The following is a 15,954-nucleotide window of genomic DNA, read 5'->3' on the forward strand; positions in this document are numbered from 1 at the left end:
TCGTTTTTAATAAAGATCAAACTACGTGAAAATACCTTTTGAATTATGGATTGGCGCCCGGTACGCCGGCCTGACTCGCACGCGGGGGCGGGGCAGGAAAGGCGACCGTTTTGTTTCTTTCATTGCCGGCACCTCCATGGTCGGGATTGCACTGGGTGTAGCCGCCCTCATCATCGTGCTGTCGGTCATGAATGGTTTTCAGGTGGACGTGCGCGACAGGATGCTGTCGGTACTGCCTCATATCCAGTTAATTGTGCCCAATGAAGATCCGGTCGCAGTCACCGACGATTGGCAAAAGCTGGCCAAGGAAGCGCAACAGAATCCGGAAGTGGAAGGCGCCTCGGCCTTTGTGGCGGCCGGTGGCATGCTGGCTCGCGGCGATGTTCTGAAAGGCGTGGAGATTCGCGGTGTTGACCCGGCCAACGAAGGCAAAGTATCTGAGTTGCCGCAGCAAATGGTGAATGGCTCGCTTGACAGTCTTGAGCCCGGCAGCTTTCATCTGGTTATCGGCACCAACCTGGCCCAGTACATGGGGGTAACGGTCGGCGACACGCTATTGCTGATGACGCCGCAAGGTTCGATCAATCCGTCGGGGTTTTCTCCAAGGATGCGCCAATTCACCGTGTCAGGCATTTTTAATTCCGGCCATTATGAATATGATTCGAACATGGCTTTTATTTCGGTGAAGGATGCTGCGGTACTTTTTCGTGACGGCGGCGCTGCCGGTGTCCGCCTGAAAATTCACGATATGATTCGCGCGCCGGAAGTGGCGACGCAATTGACCAATTCACTGCCGCCCGGTGTGGTGGCGCGCGACTGGACGATGGACAACCGCACCTGGTTTGCGGCCGTCAAAACCGAGAAGCGCATGATGTTCCTGATTCTGGTGCTGATTGTGGCGGTGGCGGCATTCAATTTGTTGTCTTCGCTGGTAATGGCGGTCAAGGACAAGCAATCGGATATTGCCATTTTGCGAACCCTGGGGGTCAGCCCTGTGCAGATTGGCAAGATTTTCCTGGTGCAGGGCTCTCTGATCGGTTTTATCGGCACTTTCCTGGGCGTGTTCTTCGGCTGCCTGGTTGCCTACAATATTGATATCGTGATTCCGTTTATTGAACGGCTGTTCGGCATTCACTTCCTGGATCCGAGTATCTATTTTGTCAGCACCTTGCCCTCCCATCCCGAAGTGAACGACATTACATTGATCGGGATAACATCGCTGGTGCTCTCGCTGCTGGCGACAATTTATCCGAGCTGGCGGGCTTCCCGTCTGCAACCTGCGGAGGTCCTGCGTCATGATTAATCCTGAAAAAGACATCAGGCCGGCAGACGGCTATGCCCTTGAAACACGCGATGTCGTGAAATATTATGACGATGGAGATTCGCGGCTGGATATTCTGAAGGGCGTGTCCCTGCAGGTTCGTGCCGGCGAAATGGTCGCCATTATCGGCGCATCGGGCTCGGGCAAAAGCACCTTGTTGCACATGCTGGGGCTGCTGGACAAACCCACCTCGGGCGACATTCTGATTAATGGGCAACAAACGCGTTCCCTGAGCGAAAAACAGATCAGTCATATCCGCAACGAAAGCCTGGGTTTTGTGTATCAGTTTCATCATCTGCTGAACGAATTCAATGCACTCGATAACGTGGCCATGCCGCTTATTGTGCGACGCATGAACCGCAAAGAAGCGCGTTCCCGCGCCGAGGCCGTGCTCGAACGGGTCGGCCTGAAGGCGCGTATTCATCATACGCCGGGCCAGTTGTCAGGCGGAGAACGTCAGCGCGTGGCGCTGGCGCGCGCGCTCGTCACCCGCCCGGTGTGCGTACTGGCCGATGAGCCGACCGGTAATCTGGACCGGGAAACCTCGGCCAGCATGTTTGCGCTGCTCAAGCAAATGAATGAGGAATTCAAAACCGCATTTGTGATTGTGACGCATGATGCCAAACTCGCGTCGCTGGCTGACCGGCAATTGCTGATGGACCGTGGCGTATTACAGGCGGCATAAGCCGTGAAGCGTTAAGATGAAGCGGAATGCATTGCGCAAGGTCGCCGCTCATGGTGATCTGGCGCAATTGTTCTGTCGAAGGAGAGATCATGTTTATCGATACCCATTGTCATCTTGACGCATCCGAATTCAATGACGATCGTATTAGTGTGATCGCCAGAGCCAAAGCGGCCGGGGTTGAACGTATTGTGATCCCTGCCATCGGGCGCTGCAATTTTGCTGCGGTCCGTGATCTGGCCCATTCCTTTGCCGGTGGCTATTATGCCCTGGGCATTCATCCGCTTTTCGTTGCCCGCTCACTTGATGAAGACCTTGATATACTGGCGCAAGAGGTCACGCAGGCCTTATCCGATCCGCGATTTGTGGGCATTGGCGAAATTGGCCTGGATTTTTTTGTCAAGGATATCGCCGAAGGCGAACCCCGTAAGCGCCAGGAGCATTTCTATTACGAGCAACTGAAGCTGGCGCGCAAACATGATTTGCCGGTGTTATTGCATGTGCGTCGTTCACAGGACATGATTCTGAAATACCTGAATCGTGTGCCGGAGGTGGGCGGCATTGCACATGCCTTCAACGGCAGTGACCAGCAGGCTGACCGGTTTGTCGAGCGTGGCTTTGCCCTGGGGCTGGGCGGGGCGATGACGTTTACCCGGGCGCGCCAGATCCGGCGTCTCGCGACGCGTGTTCCCATATCGGGTCTTGTTCTTGAAACGGATTCGCCCGATATTGCCCCAGCCTGGCTGCAAGGTGCGCATCCCCGCAATACCCCCGAACAGATTCCGGCCATCGCACAGGTGCTGGCGCAGTTACGGGGCATGAGCCAGGTCGAAGTGGCACAGCAAACAGGGGCCAGCGCCTTGCGCATTTTGCCCAGGCTGGCCATGTGACTGCCGCGGGCAGTGACGTCAATCGCAACAATCCACAATAAGTCCTGTGTATCCGGGACGGTCATTACTCACTGACATAACCGTCTCCCGCAGCTTGTCCCGTCGACTGTCGTCGTGAACAATGGTTGCATTTTACCCATTCGTTTTCAGACTGACTCATGCATTCGCACGCTGTTTTATTACGATTGCCCGCGCCCCTCTGGCTGTTCTGTCTCTCGCTGGGGATTGCCGTGGTGCAGTGGTGGCCGTCGCTGCCGTCCATCATCTGGCTCGGTGCAGGGTGGGGGTTGTGCCTGTTTGCCTGCTTATTGTTGCAGACGCGTTCATGTCGTTTGCGTGCAGCGGGTAAAAGAGGCGACGGTAAGTATGTCCGTCGCCGTTTGCTGCGGTTCGTTCTGGACAGCATCGTTGCCGAATGGTTGCCCGTATTCAGCCTGCTTGTCCTGTGCTTGCTCAGTGGCGCGCTGTATTCTGCGTGGCGGGCGCAGCTGCGGCTGGCCGATATTCTTGATCGACAATGGGAGAATCGTGCTGTTACCATCCGGGTCAAAGTCACCGGCTTGCCGCGAGACCTGGTCAATGGCTGGGCCTTCGAGTCGCACATCCTGCCTGACAAGTACATCAGCGGTCTGCCTTCCCGGGTGCTGTTGCGCTGGTTTACGGGGACGCGCGGTGGGCCTTACACTAAACCACAGCGTCCACTCGACGGTTTGCCCGATGTTCGTCCCGGACAGGTTTGGCAGATGACAATCAAACTGAAGCGACATCGCACGCCGCGCAATTTTCATGGCTTCGATTACGACGCATACTTGTTCGCGTCAGGCATTCGCGCCAGCGGTTCGGTCAGCGGTGCGCCGCGTCTGTTGTGGGATGAACCCTGGCGCCAATGGGGCACCGCCATTGAACGATTACGTTTTGATCTGCGACGTACCCTGAATCAGGTGCTGCATGGCAAGCGATATGGTCCGGTGATGATTGCACTTGTCATGGGCGACCAGAACGGTATTAATCAGGACGACTGGAAGATTTTCAATCTGACCGGCATCACGCATCTGGTCTCTATAAGCGGCTCGCATATCACCATGCTGGCGGCGCTTGGTAGCCTGGGCGTATTCCGGTTGTGGCGGCGATTGCGCCTGCAGGGAAAATGGCTTGCCGAGCGCAAGCCTGCGCACATTGCTGCGGCGGCCAGCGGCCTGGTTGTTGCGGGCACGTATTCGCTTCTGGCTGGATGGGGCATTCCGGCGCAACGCACGTTTGTCATGCTCGCCATTCTGTGGATATCGGTTACCTTCAGGATACAGACAAAAGGCATGACGCTTCTGATGCTGGCCGGCCTGCTGATTTTGGTGATCGATCCCTGGGCCGTGTTGTCGATTGGGTTTTGTCTGTCTTTTGCTGCCATCGCGGGTCTGATGCTCTGGGGTGTACGTGGTGAACAGTGCCTGTCGGTTTCGACGGCGTGGTGGCAGCGCCTGGCGCAGAGCGTCGCACGGGCAGCGACATTGCAATTGTTTATGAGTGTTGCGCTGTTGCCGTTATTGGTCGGTCTGTTTCATCAATACGCCTTTGTGTCGCCGATCGTCAATGCCTTTGCTATCCCGATCATTGGCGGCCTGGTCACGCCGCTGGCGCTGCTCCTGGCTGTGCTGTGTGCCAGCGGCGTCTGGCCGCAGGCCTCGTTGTGGCTGGCCGGGTTCACGCATCGCCTGTTGCAAGGCGTGATCGACGCTGCCGACGTCTTGGCCAGACAGGATTGGGCTGCAGCGGTTTTTCCTGCTCCACCCACGCACTGGGTCGTAGCTGGCATGATGGGGCTTGTGATATTTGCCCTGCCCAAAGGATTTCCTGTTCGCGTATTCGGGTTGATGTTGCTGATCCCCGTTCTGGTTTACCGGGCGCCACGGCCATTGCCGGGAGACTGGTTCATGACTGCGCTGGACGTAGGGCAGGGTGCGGCCGTGCTGGTGCAGACACGGCATCACACGGTACTATTTGATACGGGCGTGAGACACAGTCATGACAATGACAGTGGCAGCCGCGTCGTCGTACCGTATTTGCAGGCGCTTGGCATTTCGGTAATCGATGAACTCATTATTTCCCACTCCGATCTGGATCACGCAGGTGGCGCTGGCAGCGTGCTGCAGCAGGTGCAGGTGCGCCACGCATATACACCGTTTGCACTCAATTTTTATCTGGAAAAAGAGCAACAGGCATTGCAGCGTGATCTGCAAATAAAAGATCCGCAAGCCATGTTCGACCTGTGCCAGCGTGGTGTTGCCTTTGCATATGATGGTGTCCGGTTTGAGTTTATTCATCCGTGGCCGGTGCAAGGCCTGCCAGCCAAAGCGGACAATGATCACAGTTGTGTTTTACGGATTGACGGTAGGTACCATTCGGCACTGCTGACCGGTGATATCGGGGCATCGGTTGAAAAAGAACTGGTGACAGCCCGGCCTGGCTTGCTTGCAGTCGATGTGGTGATGATGCCGCATCACGGGTCGGCCAGCTCATCGTCTCGGATGCTGGTCGAAGCCGCGCAGCCGCTGGTCGCGTTTGCCCAGGCAGGCTATCTGAATCGATACGGGCATCCTGCAGCCACGGTCATGGCGCGCTGGCGCGATACCTCGCGCCTGGCTATGGACACGATACAGACCGGCGCGATACAGTTGCGTTCGACCGCCGAGGGGTTGTGGGTAAATAGTGCAAGGGCTGCCACGCGACGGTATTGGGACGGGTTTTAGCTTATGATGAATGGGATCGTAAACGCAGCGGCGCGGCGGTCGCAGCCTCTTTCTGTCATTGTGTCATTCAAGGAGTTTTTATGGAATCGCCCCGTTTGAATTTTATCAATTGCATGAGTCCTGCCGGTATTCATCGCATGGCCTACAGGGAGTGGGGTGATCCCGATAACGGGCAGATTCTGTTGTGTGTCCATGGCCTGTCGCGTAATGGTCAGGACTTTGATGAGGTCGCCCGGGCAATGTCACGGGAGTATCGTGTGGTGTGCCCCGATATTGCAGGCCGGGGCGCGTCCGATTTTCTGGTCAATCCGGCCAGCTACGTGGTACCCCAGTACGTGTCGGATATCATGACGCTGCTGGCGCGCCTGCAGCCCACCACGCTGGACTGGCTGGGTACGTCAATGGGGGGCCTGATTGCGCTGGCGTTTGCGGCCGTTGTGGGCGCCAAGCAAAAGGCCATCGCCACGGGTGGCAATACTAACTTGCCTGCCACGACGGGTCTGTCGCTGCGCAAACTGATTCTGAACGATGTGGGGCCGGCCATCGAACCTGCCTCTATTGCGCGCATTGCAGGCTATGTGGGCGTACCCATGCAATTCGATTCCTTTGAAGACGCCGTGACACATATGAAAACCAACGCCGCCTCTTTTGGTCCGATGAACGATGCGCAATGGGAGGCCTTCACCCGGGCCGTGATTATACGAAAGGCGCAGGGGTGGGGGCAGCATTATGATCTGGCTATCGCCCAGGCCTTTGCCGGGCTGCAGGACGAGAATATGCTTAAAGCCGGAGAAGCCATGCTGTGGCGAGCATTTGAGGCACTCACATGCCCTATTTTGCTGATTCGAGGCGAACGTTCTGACCTGCTGAGCAGCGACACTGCCCGGCAGATGCAGGCGCGCAACAGTCATTTGACAATGATCGAAGTTCCGGGAGCCGGACACGCCCCGTCGCTGCTTCCCGAGTCTCAGGTACAGGCAGTCCGGCAGTTTCTGCTTGCCTGAAACCCTTGCCTTACACCTGCCATTACGTTACAGATCACTGCACCGATTTGTACTGAGTACAGCGCAGCGCTTTGCGCTGCTAAATGCGACCGAAGAGGAACTGGCCGCGCAGAACGCGTAAAATGTCATTAAGATGACCGAAATGCAGGCACCATCACTACTGTGGTGGGGGCTGAGTTCTGTTCAACAGGCAACCTGGAAATAGCATGATCGAATCGCGGACATTCAAGGCGGATTTGCACTGCCATTCTTCTGTATCGGACGGGGTTCTGACTCCGACCGAGGTGGCAACGCGTGCGCATGCCAATGGCGTGACACTCTGGAGCCTGACCGATCACGACGAAATCGGTGGTATCGCTGCGGCCCGCAAGCAGGCCGAGGCACTGGGCATGCAGTTTGTTTCGGGCATTGAGATTTCGGTGACCTGGGCCGAGCGTACCCTGCATGTGGTGGGCCTGAACATTGATGTCGAAGACCGGGATCTCAACGAAGGGCTGGAAAAGATCCGGCGTGATCGCGAGCAGCGCGCGCATGCCATGGCCGATAAACTGGCCGAGCTGGGCTTTGCGGGCACCTACGAGGGTGCGCTGGGCTATGCAGGTAATCCCAATCTGCTTAGTCGTACCCATTTCGCACGCTATATGGTCGAGCAAAAGCATTGTTCCAGCATGCAGGCGGTGTTCGATCAGTATCTGGCCGATGGCAAACCCGCCTATGTAGCCGGGGAATGGGCGCAACTGGATGAAGCGCTGGGCTGGATCCATTCGGCCGGTGGAGTGGCGGTCATTGCCCATCCTGGCCGATACAAGTATTCGCGTCGTGAGTTTACGACGCTGTTTCGTACTTTTAAACTGATGGGTGGCAAAGGGATAGAGGTGGTCACCGGTTCTCATACGCCAGATCAATACCACCAATATGCCAATGTCGCCCGGCAGTACGGTTTTCTGGCCTCCTGCGGATCGGATTTTCACAGTCCACAGGAAAGCCGTGTCGATCTGGGCGGCCTGCCAGGCCTGCCTTCCGATCTTGTCCCCGTCTGGAAAGCATTTAACTGAGATTATGAATAAAGCATTTGTCAAAGAAAAGGAAGACGACGACGAGGACGATCAAGGTCCTGAGGCCGTTGCGCTGCCACCCGGTACCCGCAATTACATGACGCGGCAGGGCTATACGGCGCTGCGCGAGGAACTGACGCAGCTGATGAATGTTGAGCGCCCCGATGTCGTGCAGATTGTGTCATGGGCCGCATCCAATGGCGATCGCTCGGAAAACGGCGATTACCTTTACGGCAAGAAGCGGTTGCGCGAAATCGATCGTCGCATCCGTTTCCTGACCAAACGGCTGGAACTGGCCGAGGTGGTCGATCCGGGCAGTCAGCCCGAACGCGACCGCGTCTTCTTTGGTGCCGAAGTGCTTTACTGTGACGAATTGGGCGAAGAGTATCGGGTCACGATTGTGGGGGTCGATGAAGCCGAACCCCTGCAGGGGAAGATCAGCTGGATTTCACCGGTCGCCCGGGCGCTGCTCAAGGCGCAGGAGGGCGATACGGTGACGCTGCGCACCCCCTCTGGCGTGAAGCAGCTTGAGGTGCTGGAAATTATTTATCCTGATGCATAACGGTGGCTTGTGCCTGATCATCCTGGGCCAGCCGGGATTCCAGAACCGGCATGGCTTCGCGCAGTGCGGCAGCCAGCGTATAGGGCGGGTTGATCACAAACATGCCGCTTCCATATAAACCATAGCCATTGTCGGGCGGACGCTTGACCGCCAGGCGTGCGTGCACCCAGCTGACATCGGCCAATTTTTCCAGCTGCTTTATCATGTCGTGCACTTCCTTGCGACGGACCAGCGGGTACCAGACGGCAAAGCAGCCCGTGGCGAACCTCTTGAGACCTTCCCTGATCGCAGTCAGGGTATGACGATAGTCATTCTTGTCCTCATAAGACGGATCGATGAGGATAATGCCGCGCCGGGGTGCGGGTGGCAACTGGGACAGCAGGCCGGTGAAGCCGTCTTTTTCGAAAATACTGACTTGTCGTGCAATGTCACGCGATTGCATGTGGATGTTTTCGTCCAGATGCGTAATCTCCGTTGAATGCAACTCGAACAGTCGCAGCCTGTCTGCCGGGCGCATCATTTGCAAGGCAATCCAGGGAGAACCGGGATAGACATTCAGCGCACCGTGATCGTTCAATTGGCGCACATGTTCAATATAGTCGGCCAGCAGCGCGGGCAGTTCAGGCTGAAGCCAGAGCCGCTCAATGCCGTCGCGAAATTCCGCCGTTTTTTCTGCCCACGCGTCGGTCAGGTCGTAGACCCCCGCGCCGGCGTGCGTGTCAATGACCCAATAGGGCGCCTCCTTGCGGTTGTAATATTCAAGAATATGCAGCAGCACGGCGTGCTTGAGCACATCGGCGTGATTGCCTGCATGAAAGGCGTGACGGTAACTGAACATAAGGCAGGACTTCTATTTAATAAGCGCCGATATCGGCAGGAATGCGGACAAGTTCGTCCGTAAAGATGGCGTCGCAACCCCAGGCAAGCAACTGGCGGGCGCGTCGATAGTCGTTGACTGTATAGGCGCACACCCGATAGCCGGCCGCGTGGATGCGATCGATGGTGGGTTCATCAAGATATTTCTGATTCACATTGATGCCCTGGCAACCCAATGATTGCAGAATGCTTTCAAAGTCTTCGGGGACCCTGTCAATCAGAAATGCGCGTGGTATGGCCGGAGCAATCTCGGCAAAGGCGGCCAGAGCCTCGCGCGAAAAAGAGGAGATCAGGGGCGAGACGCCGCCGTCGGCCCAATATTTCAGCACGGCGTGGGCCACGGCCACGCCGGTTTCGACTTCCCGGCCAGGGCAGGGCTTGATTTCGATATTGCAGAACAAGCCGTTTTCAAGAATAAAGCGGGCAAACTGACTGAAGGCAGGTAGCGGCTCGCCGGCATACCAGGCCGAGTGCCAACCGCCCATGTCCAGCTGCGCCAGTTCATTGTAGGTCAGGGCCGCGGCCGCGCCGCTGCCGTCCGAGGTGCGATCGACCGTGTCATCATGCAGTATGATCAGCAGATTGTCCTGACTGAGTTTGACATCGAACTCGGACATGAGAAACCCATGGTCAAAGCCGCAGCGCAGCCCGGCAAGCGTATTTTCGGGGGCGATGCTGCCGCCGCCACGATGGGCGATGACAGACGGGTAGGGCCAGGGCTCAAGGGGTTTTGAAGACATGCGGACACCTGAAGAATGATAGACGGTGAAAGACGGGCACGGCGCCGTCCCGCGCACAAAAAGAGGAAAGTAACCGGCCGGCACGGTAGCCAATTGCCTCATTTGACGCTAAAGTTTTATTTTAATTGAAAAAACGCTTAAAATAAGCGGTTGTTCTGGGAAGCTGCGCCTTTGGCGTGCCTTTTCGGTCTGCATCAGACATTCATTTTGGTCGGGAACACAATGCTAGAATCCTTTCGCACGCATAAACGTATATTGCTTATTGTTCTTTTCGTTCTGGTCGTGCCTTCATTTGTTTTTTTGGGGATTGCCGACTATCAGTCGTTTTCCAATAGTGATGTGCCGCTGGCTTCGGTTCGCAAAAACGACATCACCCAGTCACAGTTCGATCAGTCCTGGCGCGAGCGCCTGAACCAGCTGCGTGAACAGAATGGCAGCAATTTCAATATCAATGCGGTCGATACGCCGGCCAATCGCCAGATCTGGCTGGACCAGCTGGTAGATAACCAGGTGCTGCAGCAGGAAATGGTGGATCGCCATTTCAATGCTACCGACAATATGGTTCGTCAGGCTATTGCCAGTACGCCCGAGTTCCAGGATAACGGCAAGTACTCTTTCCAGAAATACAGCCAGTTCCTGGCCGAGCGCAACATCCGCGATATCGATTACGAGCAGTACGTGCGCCAGAATCTGGCATTTGCCCAACTGCTTGAACCGGTAGCCAATACGGTAGCGGTGCCGGCGCAGACGGCGGCCTTGCTGCAGACGGCCATGACACAGGAGCGCACAGTCAGGCTCAAGAATTTCGAAGCGGCCGCTTACGAGCAGTCAGTACAGGTTACCGACGCAGAGGTGGCAGCCTGGTATGAAAAGAACAAACAATCGCTTGAGATTCCTGCCCACGTTAATGTCGATTATATTGTGCTCAACCAGGAAGCCGCGCTCAAGACCGTAGCCGACGTATCCGATGCCGATATCGAGAGTTATTACAAGTCCAATATCGCCAAATACACGAAAAAGGAACGCCGCCAGATCAACCATATCCAGATTCAGATTCCTGCCGGTGCCGACGAGGCAGCTCAGAAAGCAGCCCAGGACAAAGCCGCTGAAGTGGCGCAAAAAGCCCGGGAGAATCCTGATTCCTTTGCCGAATTGGCCAAAACCTACTCCGATGATGCGGGTTCCAAAAACCAGGGAGGCAGCCTGGGTACCCTGTCCAAGGGTGATATTGCGGCCCTGGATGCAGCGGCCTTTGGTCCTGCCGAGCCGGGTATCACCGATCCTGTCAAAATTGACAACGCCTGGCATGTTCTGCAGATCGCCCGCATCGAACCGGGCGAGGTCGAGCCGCTGGATCGTCTGAAGGATTCCCTGAAAAAGGAAATTCAGCTGCAGCAGGCATCCGAGAAGTTTGCAGATCTGTCCACCAAACTGACCCAGCTGTCCAGCACAGAGCGCGATTCGCTGCAGCCGCTGGCCGATGCGTTGCAACTGGAAATCCGTCATGTCAGCGGCGTGGGCGAGTCTGCGCTGCTGCCAAAGGAAGAGGCGGGTGACAATGCGGCCATCGACAGCAAGGACGCGGCTTATTTTGAATCGGGCCGGGTTCGCGAAACGCTGTTTTCAGACGAAGTACGCAGGCAGAACAAGAATTCGGGCGTGATTGAAATTTCCCCTTCTGAACTCATGGTCGTGCATGTGGCCAAGGATATTCCGGCTGCGGTTCCCGCACTGAATGACGTCAGGGAGATTGTCCTTGACCGTATTCGCGATGAAAAAGGCAGACAGCAGGCAGCAGAAGATGGCGCCTCAGAGTTGGCCATGCTCAAAGAAAAGGGGCCGGGCGAGCTGACCGGTTTTGGCAAGGAGCAAACCATCAGTCGCCTGACTCAGTCCCAGTTACCGCCCGCCATGCTGAACGCAATCATGAACGCGCCGTCTGATGCTTTACCGGCCTTCGTCGGTTTTGATCTGCCCAATGGTTATGCCATCGCCCAGATTGAGAAAGTGACCGAACCTACAGAGCAGGCACGCGGCATGTTCGACCAGTACCTGCGTCAGGCCATGGTGGCGGGCACAGGGGCGCAGGCGGCCCAGAGCGTGACCCGCATGATTCGCCAGTCGCATGATGTCAAGATTCATCCGGAAGCGGCCAAGGTCATTAACGACGCTGCCGGTAATCAGTAAGCGCCTGCTGCAGAACAGGCCAGACGGTTTGTGCCATCAGTGGCTGGGCCTGTTCTGCCGGATGAATGCCATCATCCTGGTACATATTGCGGTCCAGCGCAAATGAGGCAAAAAGAAAGGGCACCAGATAGGTGTCCTCTTCTTTGGCCAGCGAACCGAACATCTCCTGAAACTGACGGGCATAGTCCGGGCCGAAATTCGGCGGAATTTGCATGCCGATCAGAATGACACGGGCGCCCGCGGCTTTGACTGAGCCGATCATGTTTTTCAGATTATCCTGGCTGGCCTGCAGGGACAGGCCGCGCAGGGCATCGTTGGCCCCCAGCTCCAGTATGACAATGGCAGGCTGGTGTTTTTCAAGTAGCGGCGCAAGGCGGCTGCGGCCACCTGCCGTGGTGTCGCCGCTGATACTGGCATTGACCAGGCGGGCATCACCCAGGGCTTCTTTTTTATTGTCACCCAGCCACTGCACCCAGCCTGCGCCGCGTCTGATACCATACTCTGCAGACAGGCTGTCACCCACCACCAGAATGACCGGCGCGGCAGCCGATTTCGGTGTTTCCTGGGCAGTCGTGACCGTCGGCCAAATAAACACGCACAGACTGATTAGAAGGGATAGAACACGCATGATGGATGCTGACGTCGTCATTGAAGTTTCTCATTTGAAAAAAAACGTTGCCGAGGCAACCGGTACCCTGCACATTTTAGATGATATTTCACTTGTGCTCGAACGCGGTGCAACGCTGGCCATTACAGGCAGTTCCGGTTCCGGCAAATCCACGCTGCTGGGCATTCTGGCCGGGCTGGACACGCCTTCATCGGGGCAGGTGCGGCTGATGGGTGAGGATATCTTCGCTATGGACGAAGATTCCCGTGCCCGGCTGCCCCCCCGCCATATCGGCTTCGTGTTCCAGTCATTCCAGCTGCTGCCGAATCTGACTGCACTGGAAAATGTGATGCTCCCACTGGAATTGCAGGGGCAGCCGGCCCGCGATGCGGCGCAGCAGATGCTGGAGCGGGTGGGGCTGGCCTCGCGCATGCATCATTATCCCAAAACGCTCTCGGGGGGAGAAAAGCAACGCGTGGCCCTGGCAAGGGCGTTTGTGGTGACGCCCGCCATTTTGTTTGCGGACGAGCCAACCGGCAGCCTGGACACTGAAACGGGCCGGCGAATTGCCGAGCTGATGTTTGATCTGAACCGGGAGAAGGGCGCCACCCTGGTGCTGGTGACGCATGATGAAAAACTGGCCGCAAGGTGCGACCAGCGAATTACCCTGGTGTCGGGACGTTTGGCCGCTACAGTGCCGGATCCTGATTTGGTCTGACCTTCAGGCGCGCCACTTTCTGCACTTGCGATACATGGCGCACCATGCGAATGACCCGGGCCAGATGCTTGCGGTCATGTACCTGGATGGTCAGATGCACCACGGCCAGATTCAGGGTGTCTTCGTTCATGGACATGGTCAGGATGTTCGCGTCGGCTGCGGAAATTTGCGCCGCGATCCTGCCCAGCACCCCTTTTTCATTGCGAATGACAATTTCCATGCGCACCGGCAGGTGTGAAGCCGTTTCTTCATCCCAGTACACCTGTACCCAGCGGTCAGGTTCCCGTGCACGCAGGCGCTGGGCGGTAGGGCAGTCATCAGTGTGCACGACCAGTCCGTGCCCGGGGCGGATCAAGGCGATCAGACTGTCGCCAGGAATGGGGCTGCAACAGCCGGACAGTTGCACAGCCTGGCCTTCATTGCCCTGAATGAAAATCATACCGGCATGCGCAACAGAGACTTCATCGATCACCGCTGCACTGGTGGCCAGCATGGCGTTTTCCACGGCGAAGCGGCGTGCGACGACCGCGGCCAGGCGGCGACCCAGGCCGATATCGGCCAGAATTTCTTCCCGCGATGAAGCGCCCGAGCTGCGAGCCAGCTTTTCCCATTCGGCATTATCCGGGTCGGGCAGGGGAATATTGAGTTCCTGCAGTGCCTGCTTCAGCATTTTTTCGCCAAAATGAATGGAGTCTTCGTATTTGACCGTTTTCAGGAAATGGCGGATTTCCGAGCGGGCTTTACCGGTGCGCACATGGTTGAGCCACTGCACATTGGGTTCGGAGGCTGGCGAGGTCACAATCTCGATGGTGTCGCCGCTCTTGATTTCCGTTTTCAGGGGCACGAATTCGCCATTGATCTTTGCGGCGACGGCCTGATTGCCGATATCGGTGTGAATGCTGTAGGCAAAGTCGATCGGCGTGGCGCCGCGAGGCAGCGAGACGATTTTGCCTTTGGGGGTCAGCACATAGACGGCGTCCGGGAACAGGTCAACTTTTACATGTTCCAGGAATTCGCCCGAGTCGCCGGTCTGGCTCTGGATGTCCAGCAACGACTGCAGCCAGCGATGGGTCTGCTTTTGCAGATCGTTCAGCGAGATGTCGTCTTCTTTGTACATCCAGTGCGAGGCCACGCCTTTTTCGGCGATATGATCCATATCGCGGGTACGAATCTGAAACTCGATCGGTGTGCCATAGGGGCCGACCAGGGTCGTGTGCAGCGACTGGTAGCCGTTGATCTTTGGGATAGCGATGTAATCCTTGAATTTGCCCGGCACCGGCCTGTACAGCTGATGAATGGTGCCCAGGGTCAGATAACACTCCTGCAGCGTGTGGACAATGATACGAAATCCGTAAATATCCAGCACATCGGAAAAGGATTTTTTCTGTTCGCGCATTTTATTGTAAATGCTGAACAGCGATTTTTCCCGCCCGCTGATTTCCGCTTCAATGCCATTGGCCGGCATGGCAGACGTGATGTTTTCCGCGATGCGCGTCAGCACTTCACGGCGATTGCCGCGTGCCGCCAGCACCGCTTTTTTCAGCACGTTATAACGGTTGGGATGGCTGGCTTCAAAGCACAGATCCTGTAATTCGCGAACCAGCGCATTCAGGCCGAGCCGATGGGCAATCGGCGCATAGATTTCCAGCGTTTCGTTGGCTACCCGCCGGCGCTTGTCCGGCCCCACTGCATCCAGCGTGCGCATATTGTGCAGCCGGTCTGCCAGTTTGATCAGAATAACGCGCACGTCCTTGGCCATGGCCAGCAGCATTTTGCGAAAACTTTCAGCCTGCTGTTCGGCCTTGGTCGCAAAGTTGAGTTTTTCCAGTTTGGTCAGGCCATCGACCAGGTTGGCCACATCGGGGTTGAATTTTTCAGCCAGCTCTGCCTTGGAAACATTCTGGTCTTCGATCACGTCATGCAACAGGGCAGCCATCAGTGCGTTGGAATCGAGTTTCCAGCCTGCGCAAATTTCAGTGACGGCAATCGGGTGGGTGATGTAGGGTGCGCCGGAAGAGCGGAACTGCCCAAGGTGAGCCTGGTCGGCGAAGCGGTAGGCTTCACGGACCTTGTCGATTTCTTTGCTGTCCATATAGGTGGACAGCATTTCGGTCAGGTGCGCCAGCGAGGCGATGACCGGTTCATGGCGGGTCGAACTGTTCGGGATGGCCTGGGGCGGAATGCGTTGTTCGTCATTTTGCTGCTTTGACGCGACCCCAGGCGCTGCGGTGATTTTCTGTGTCTGGCTGTGGCTGACCCGATTTTTTCGCCGGAAAGGAGAGCCGGCACGCAGTGCATGCAGCAGCGAAGAAGAAGCGTCCTTAAGTCCCATATCAGCCAGCCTGCACCTGAAATCAGGTCGGCACTTTGCGCAGCATTTCCGCTCCGGTCAGGCCTTCGGCAATTTCGCGCAGCGCGATCACGGTGGGTTTGTCCTTGTCCGGATCGACACGGGGTTCGTGGCCCTGGGCCAGTTCACGGGCGCGGTAGGTTGCGGCCAGTGTGAGGTTGAAGCGGTTGGGGATGTGCATCATGCAATCATCGACAGTAATACGAGCCATGGTTTTG

The 15,954-nt window shown here is 56.8% G+C and carries 14 protein-coding genes; 9 read left to right on the forward strand and 5 right to left on the reverse strand.

All coding sequences use genetic code 11. The annotated features are described in order from the left end of the window. Positions 1-70 precede the first annotated feature (70 nt). From W822_RS37060 to greB, 7 genes are all read left to right on the forward strand, one after another. Entirely contained in the window at positions 71-1,303 is a 1,233-nt protein-coding gene (locus W822_RS37060; RefSeq protein ID WP_253272316.1) for a lipoprotein-releasing ABC transporter permease subunit, read from the forward strand. Further along, a complete protein-coding gene (lolD, locus tag W822_RS37065) occupies positions 1,296-2,006 on the forward strand; it encodes a lipoprotein-releasing ABC transporter ATP-binding protein LolD (RefSeq protein WP_024005743.1) in 711 nt (236 codons plus the stop codon). The genes W822_RS37060 and lolD overlap by 8 nt, the downstream gene beginning before the upstream one ends. An 89-nt stretch (positions 2,007-2,095) precedes the next feature. Then, entirely contained in the window at positions 2,096-2,893 is a 798-nt protein-coding gene (locus tag W822_RS37070) for a TatD family hydrolase (protein WP_024005744.1), read from the forward strand. Positions 2,894-3,051: 158 nt separating this feature from the next. Next, positions 3,052-5,637 carry a DNA internalization-related competence protein ComEC/Rec2 gene (locus W822_RS37075; protein ID WP_024005745.1) on the forward strand — a complete coding sequence of 862 codons (2,586 nt, stop codon included), beginning with the start codon at positions 3,052-3,054 and terminating at the stop codon, positions 5,635-5,637. Between the two features lie 80 nt (positions 5,638-5,717). After that, complete coding sequence (locus tag W822_RS37080) at positions 5,718-6,641, forward strand: alpha/beta fold hydrolase (protein ID WP_024005746.1); 924 nt, start codon at positions 5,718-5,720, stop codon at positions 6,639-6,641. Between the two features lie 206 nt (positions 6,642-6,847). Beyond that, positions 6,848-7,696 (forward strand): 3',5'-nucleoside bisphosphate phosphatase, encoded by an 849-nt coding sequence (locus tag W822_RS37085; protein ID WP_024005747.1) that lies wholly within the window; start codon positions 6,848-6,850, stop codon positions 7,694-7,696. A gap of 4 nt (positions 7,697-7,700) precedes the next feature. Continuing rightward, complete coding sequence (greB, locus tag W822_RS37090; protein WP_024005748.1) at positions 7,701-8,258, forward strand: transcription elongation factor GreB; 558 nt, start codon at positions 7,701-7,703, stop codon at positions 8,256-8,258. Here greB and W822_RS37095 read toward each other — a convergent pair. Both W822_RS37095 and ugpQ read right to left on the reverse strand, forming a co-directional pair. Next, positions 8,239-9,096: a 23S rRNA (adenine(2030)-N(6))-methyltransferase RlmJ gene (locus W822_RS37095; protein WP_024005749.1), complete on the reverse strand. Its 858-nt coding sequence runs from the start codon at positions 9,094-9,096 to the stop codon at positions 8,239-8,241. The two genes, greB and W822_RS37095, sit on opposite strands and share 20 nt — an antisense overlap. Positions 9,097-9,112: 16 nt before the next feature. Further along, complete coding sequence (gene ugpQ, locus W822_RS37100) at positions 9,113-9,874, reverse strand: glycerophosphodiester phosphodiesterase (protein WP_024005750.1); 762 nt, start codon at positions 9,872-9,874, stop codon at positions 9,113-9,115. Positions 9,875-10,096: 222 nt separating this feature from the next. Between ugpQ and W822_RS37105 the strand changes: the two genes are divergently transcribed. Further along, positions 10,097-12,061, forward strand: coding sequence for a SurA N-terminal domain-containing protein (locus W822_RS37105; protein WP_031242943.1), 1,965 nt, complete (start codon positions 10,097-10,099; stop codon positions 12,059-12,061). Here the strand turns inward: W822_RS37105 and W822_RS37110 are convergent. Further along, positions 12,036-12,710 (reverse strand): arylesterase, encoded by a 675-nt coding sequence (locus W822_RS37110; protein WP_172642796.1) that lies wholly within the window; start codon positions 12,708-12,710, stop codon positions 12,036-12,038. The two genes, W822_RS37105 and W822_RS37110, sit on opposite strands and share 26 nt — an antisense overlap. Here W822_RS37110 and W822_RS37115 point away from each other — a divergent pair. Continuing rightward, a complete protein-coding gene (locus W822_RS37115; protein ID WP_024005753.1) occupies positions 12,691-13,386 on the forward strand; it encodes an ABC transporter ATP-binding protein in 696 nt (231 codons plus the stop codon). The genes W822_RS37110 and W822_RS37115 overlap by 20 nt on opposite strands. Here W822_RS37115 and W822_RS37120 read toward each other — a convergent pair. Both W822_RS37120 and rpoZ read right to left on the reverse strand, forming a co-directional pair. Beyond that, entirely contained in the window at positions 13,358-15,493 is a 2,136-nt protein-coding gene (locus tag W822_RS37120; protein ID WP_437177157.1) for a RelA/SpoT family protein, read from the reverse strand. The genes W822_RS37115 and W822_RS37120 overlap by 29 nt on opposite strands. A 247-nt stretch (positions 15,494-15,740) precedes the next feature. Further along, positions 15,741-15,947: a DNA-directed RNA polymerase subunit omega gene (gene rpoZ / locus W822_RS37125; protein WP_024005755.1), complete on the reverse strand. Its 207-nt coding sequence runs from the start codon at positions 15,945-15,947 to the stop codon at positions 15,741-15,743. Positions 15,948-15,954: the final 7 nt, after the last annotated feature.

Origin of the sequence: Advenella kashmirensis W13003 (assembly GCF_000506985.1) — a bacterium.
Lineage (GTDB): Bacteria > Pseudomonadota > Gammaproteobacteria > Burkholderiales > Burkholderiaceae_B > Advenella > Advenella kashmirensis_A.

Coding starts and splice junctions, on each gene's coding strand:
- W822_RS37120 (WP_437177157.1), bottom strand. CDS start 15,493: ATGCTGTCCACCTATATGGACAGCAAAGAAATCGACAAGGTCCGTGAA.
- W822_RS37110 (WP_172642796.1), bottom strand. CDS start 12,710: ATGACGACGTCAGCATCCATCATGCGTGTTCTATCCCTTCTAATCAGT.
- W822_RS37115 (WP_024005753.1), top strand. CDS start 12,691: ATGGATGCTGACGTCGTCATTGAAGTTTCTCATTTGAAAAAAAACGTT.
- greB (WP_024005748.1), top strand. CDS start 7,701: ATGAATAAAGCATTTGTCAAAGAAAAGGAAGACGACGACGAGGACGAT.
- W822_RS37085 (WP_024005747.1), top strand. CDS start 6,848: ATGATCGAATCGCGGACATTCAAGGCGGATTTGCACTGCCATTCTTCT.
- ugpQ (WP_024005750.1), bottom strand. CDS start 9,874: ATGTCTTCAAAACCCCTTGAGCCCTGGCCCTACCCGTCTGTCATCGCC.
- W822_RS37075 (WP_024005745.1), top strand. CDS start 3,052: ATGCATTCGCACGCTGTTTTATTACGATTGCCCGCGCCCCTCTGGCTG.
- W822_RS37080 (WP_024005746.1), top strand. CDS start 5,718: ATGGAATCGCCCCGTTTGAATTTTATCAATTGCATGAGTCCTGCCGGT.
- W822_RS37105 (WP_031242943.1), top strand. CDS start 10,097: ATGCTAGAATCCTTTCGCACGCATAAACGTATATTGCTTATTGTTCTT.
- W822_RS37095 (WP_024005749.1), bottom strand. CDS start 9,096: ATGTTCAGTTACCGTCACGCCTTTCATGCAGGCAATCACGCCGATGTG.
- rpoZ (WP_024005755.1), bottom strand. CDS start 15,947: ATGGCTCGTATTACTGTCGATGATTGCATGATGCACATCCCCAACCGC.
- lolD (WP_024005743.1), top strand. CDS start 1,296: ATGATTAATCCTGAAAAAGACATCAGGCCGGCAGACGGCTATGCCCTT.
- W822_RS37070 (WP_024005744.1), top strand. CDS start 2,096: ATGTTTATCGATACCCATTGTCATCTTGACGCATCCGAATTCAATGAC.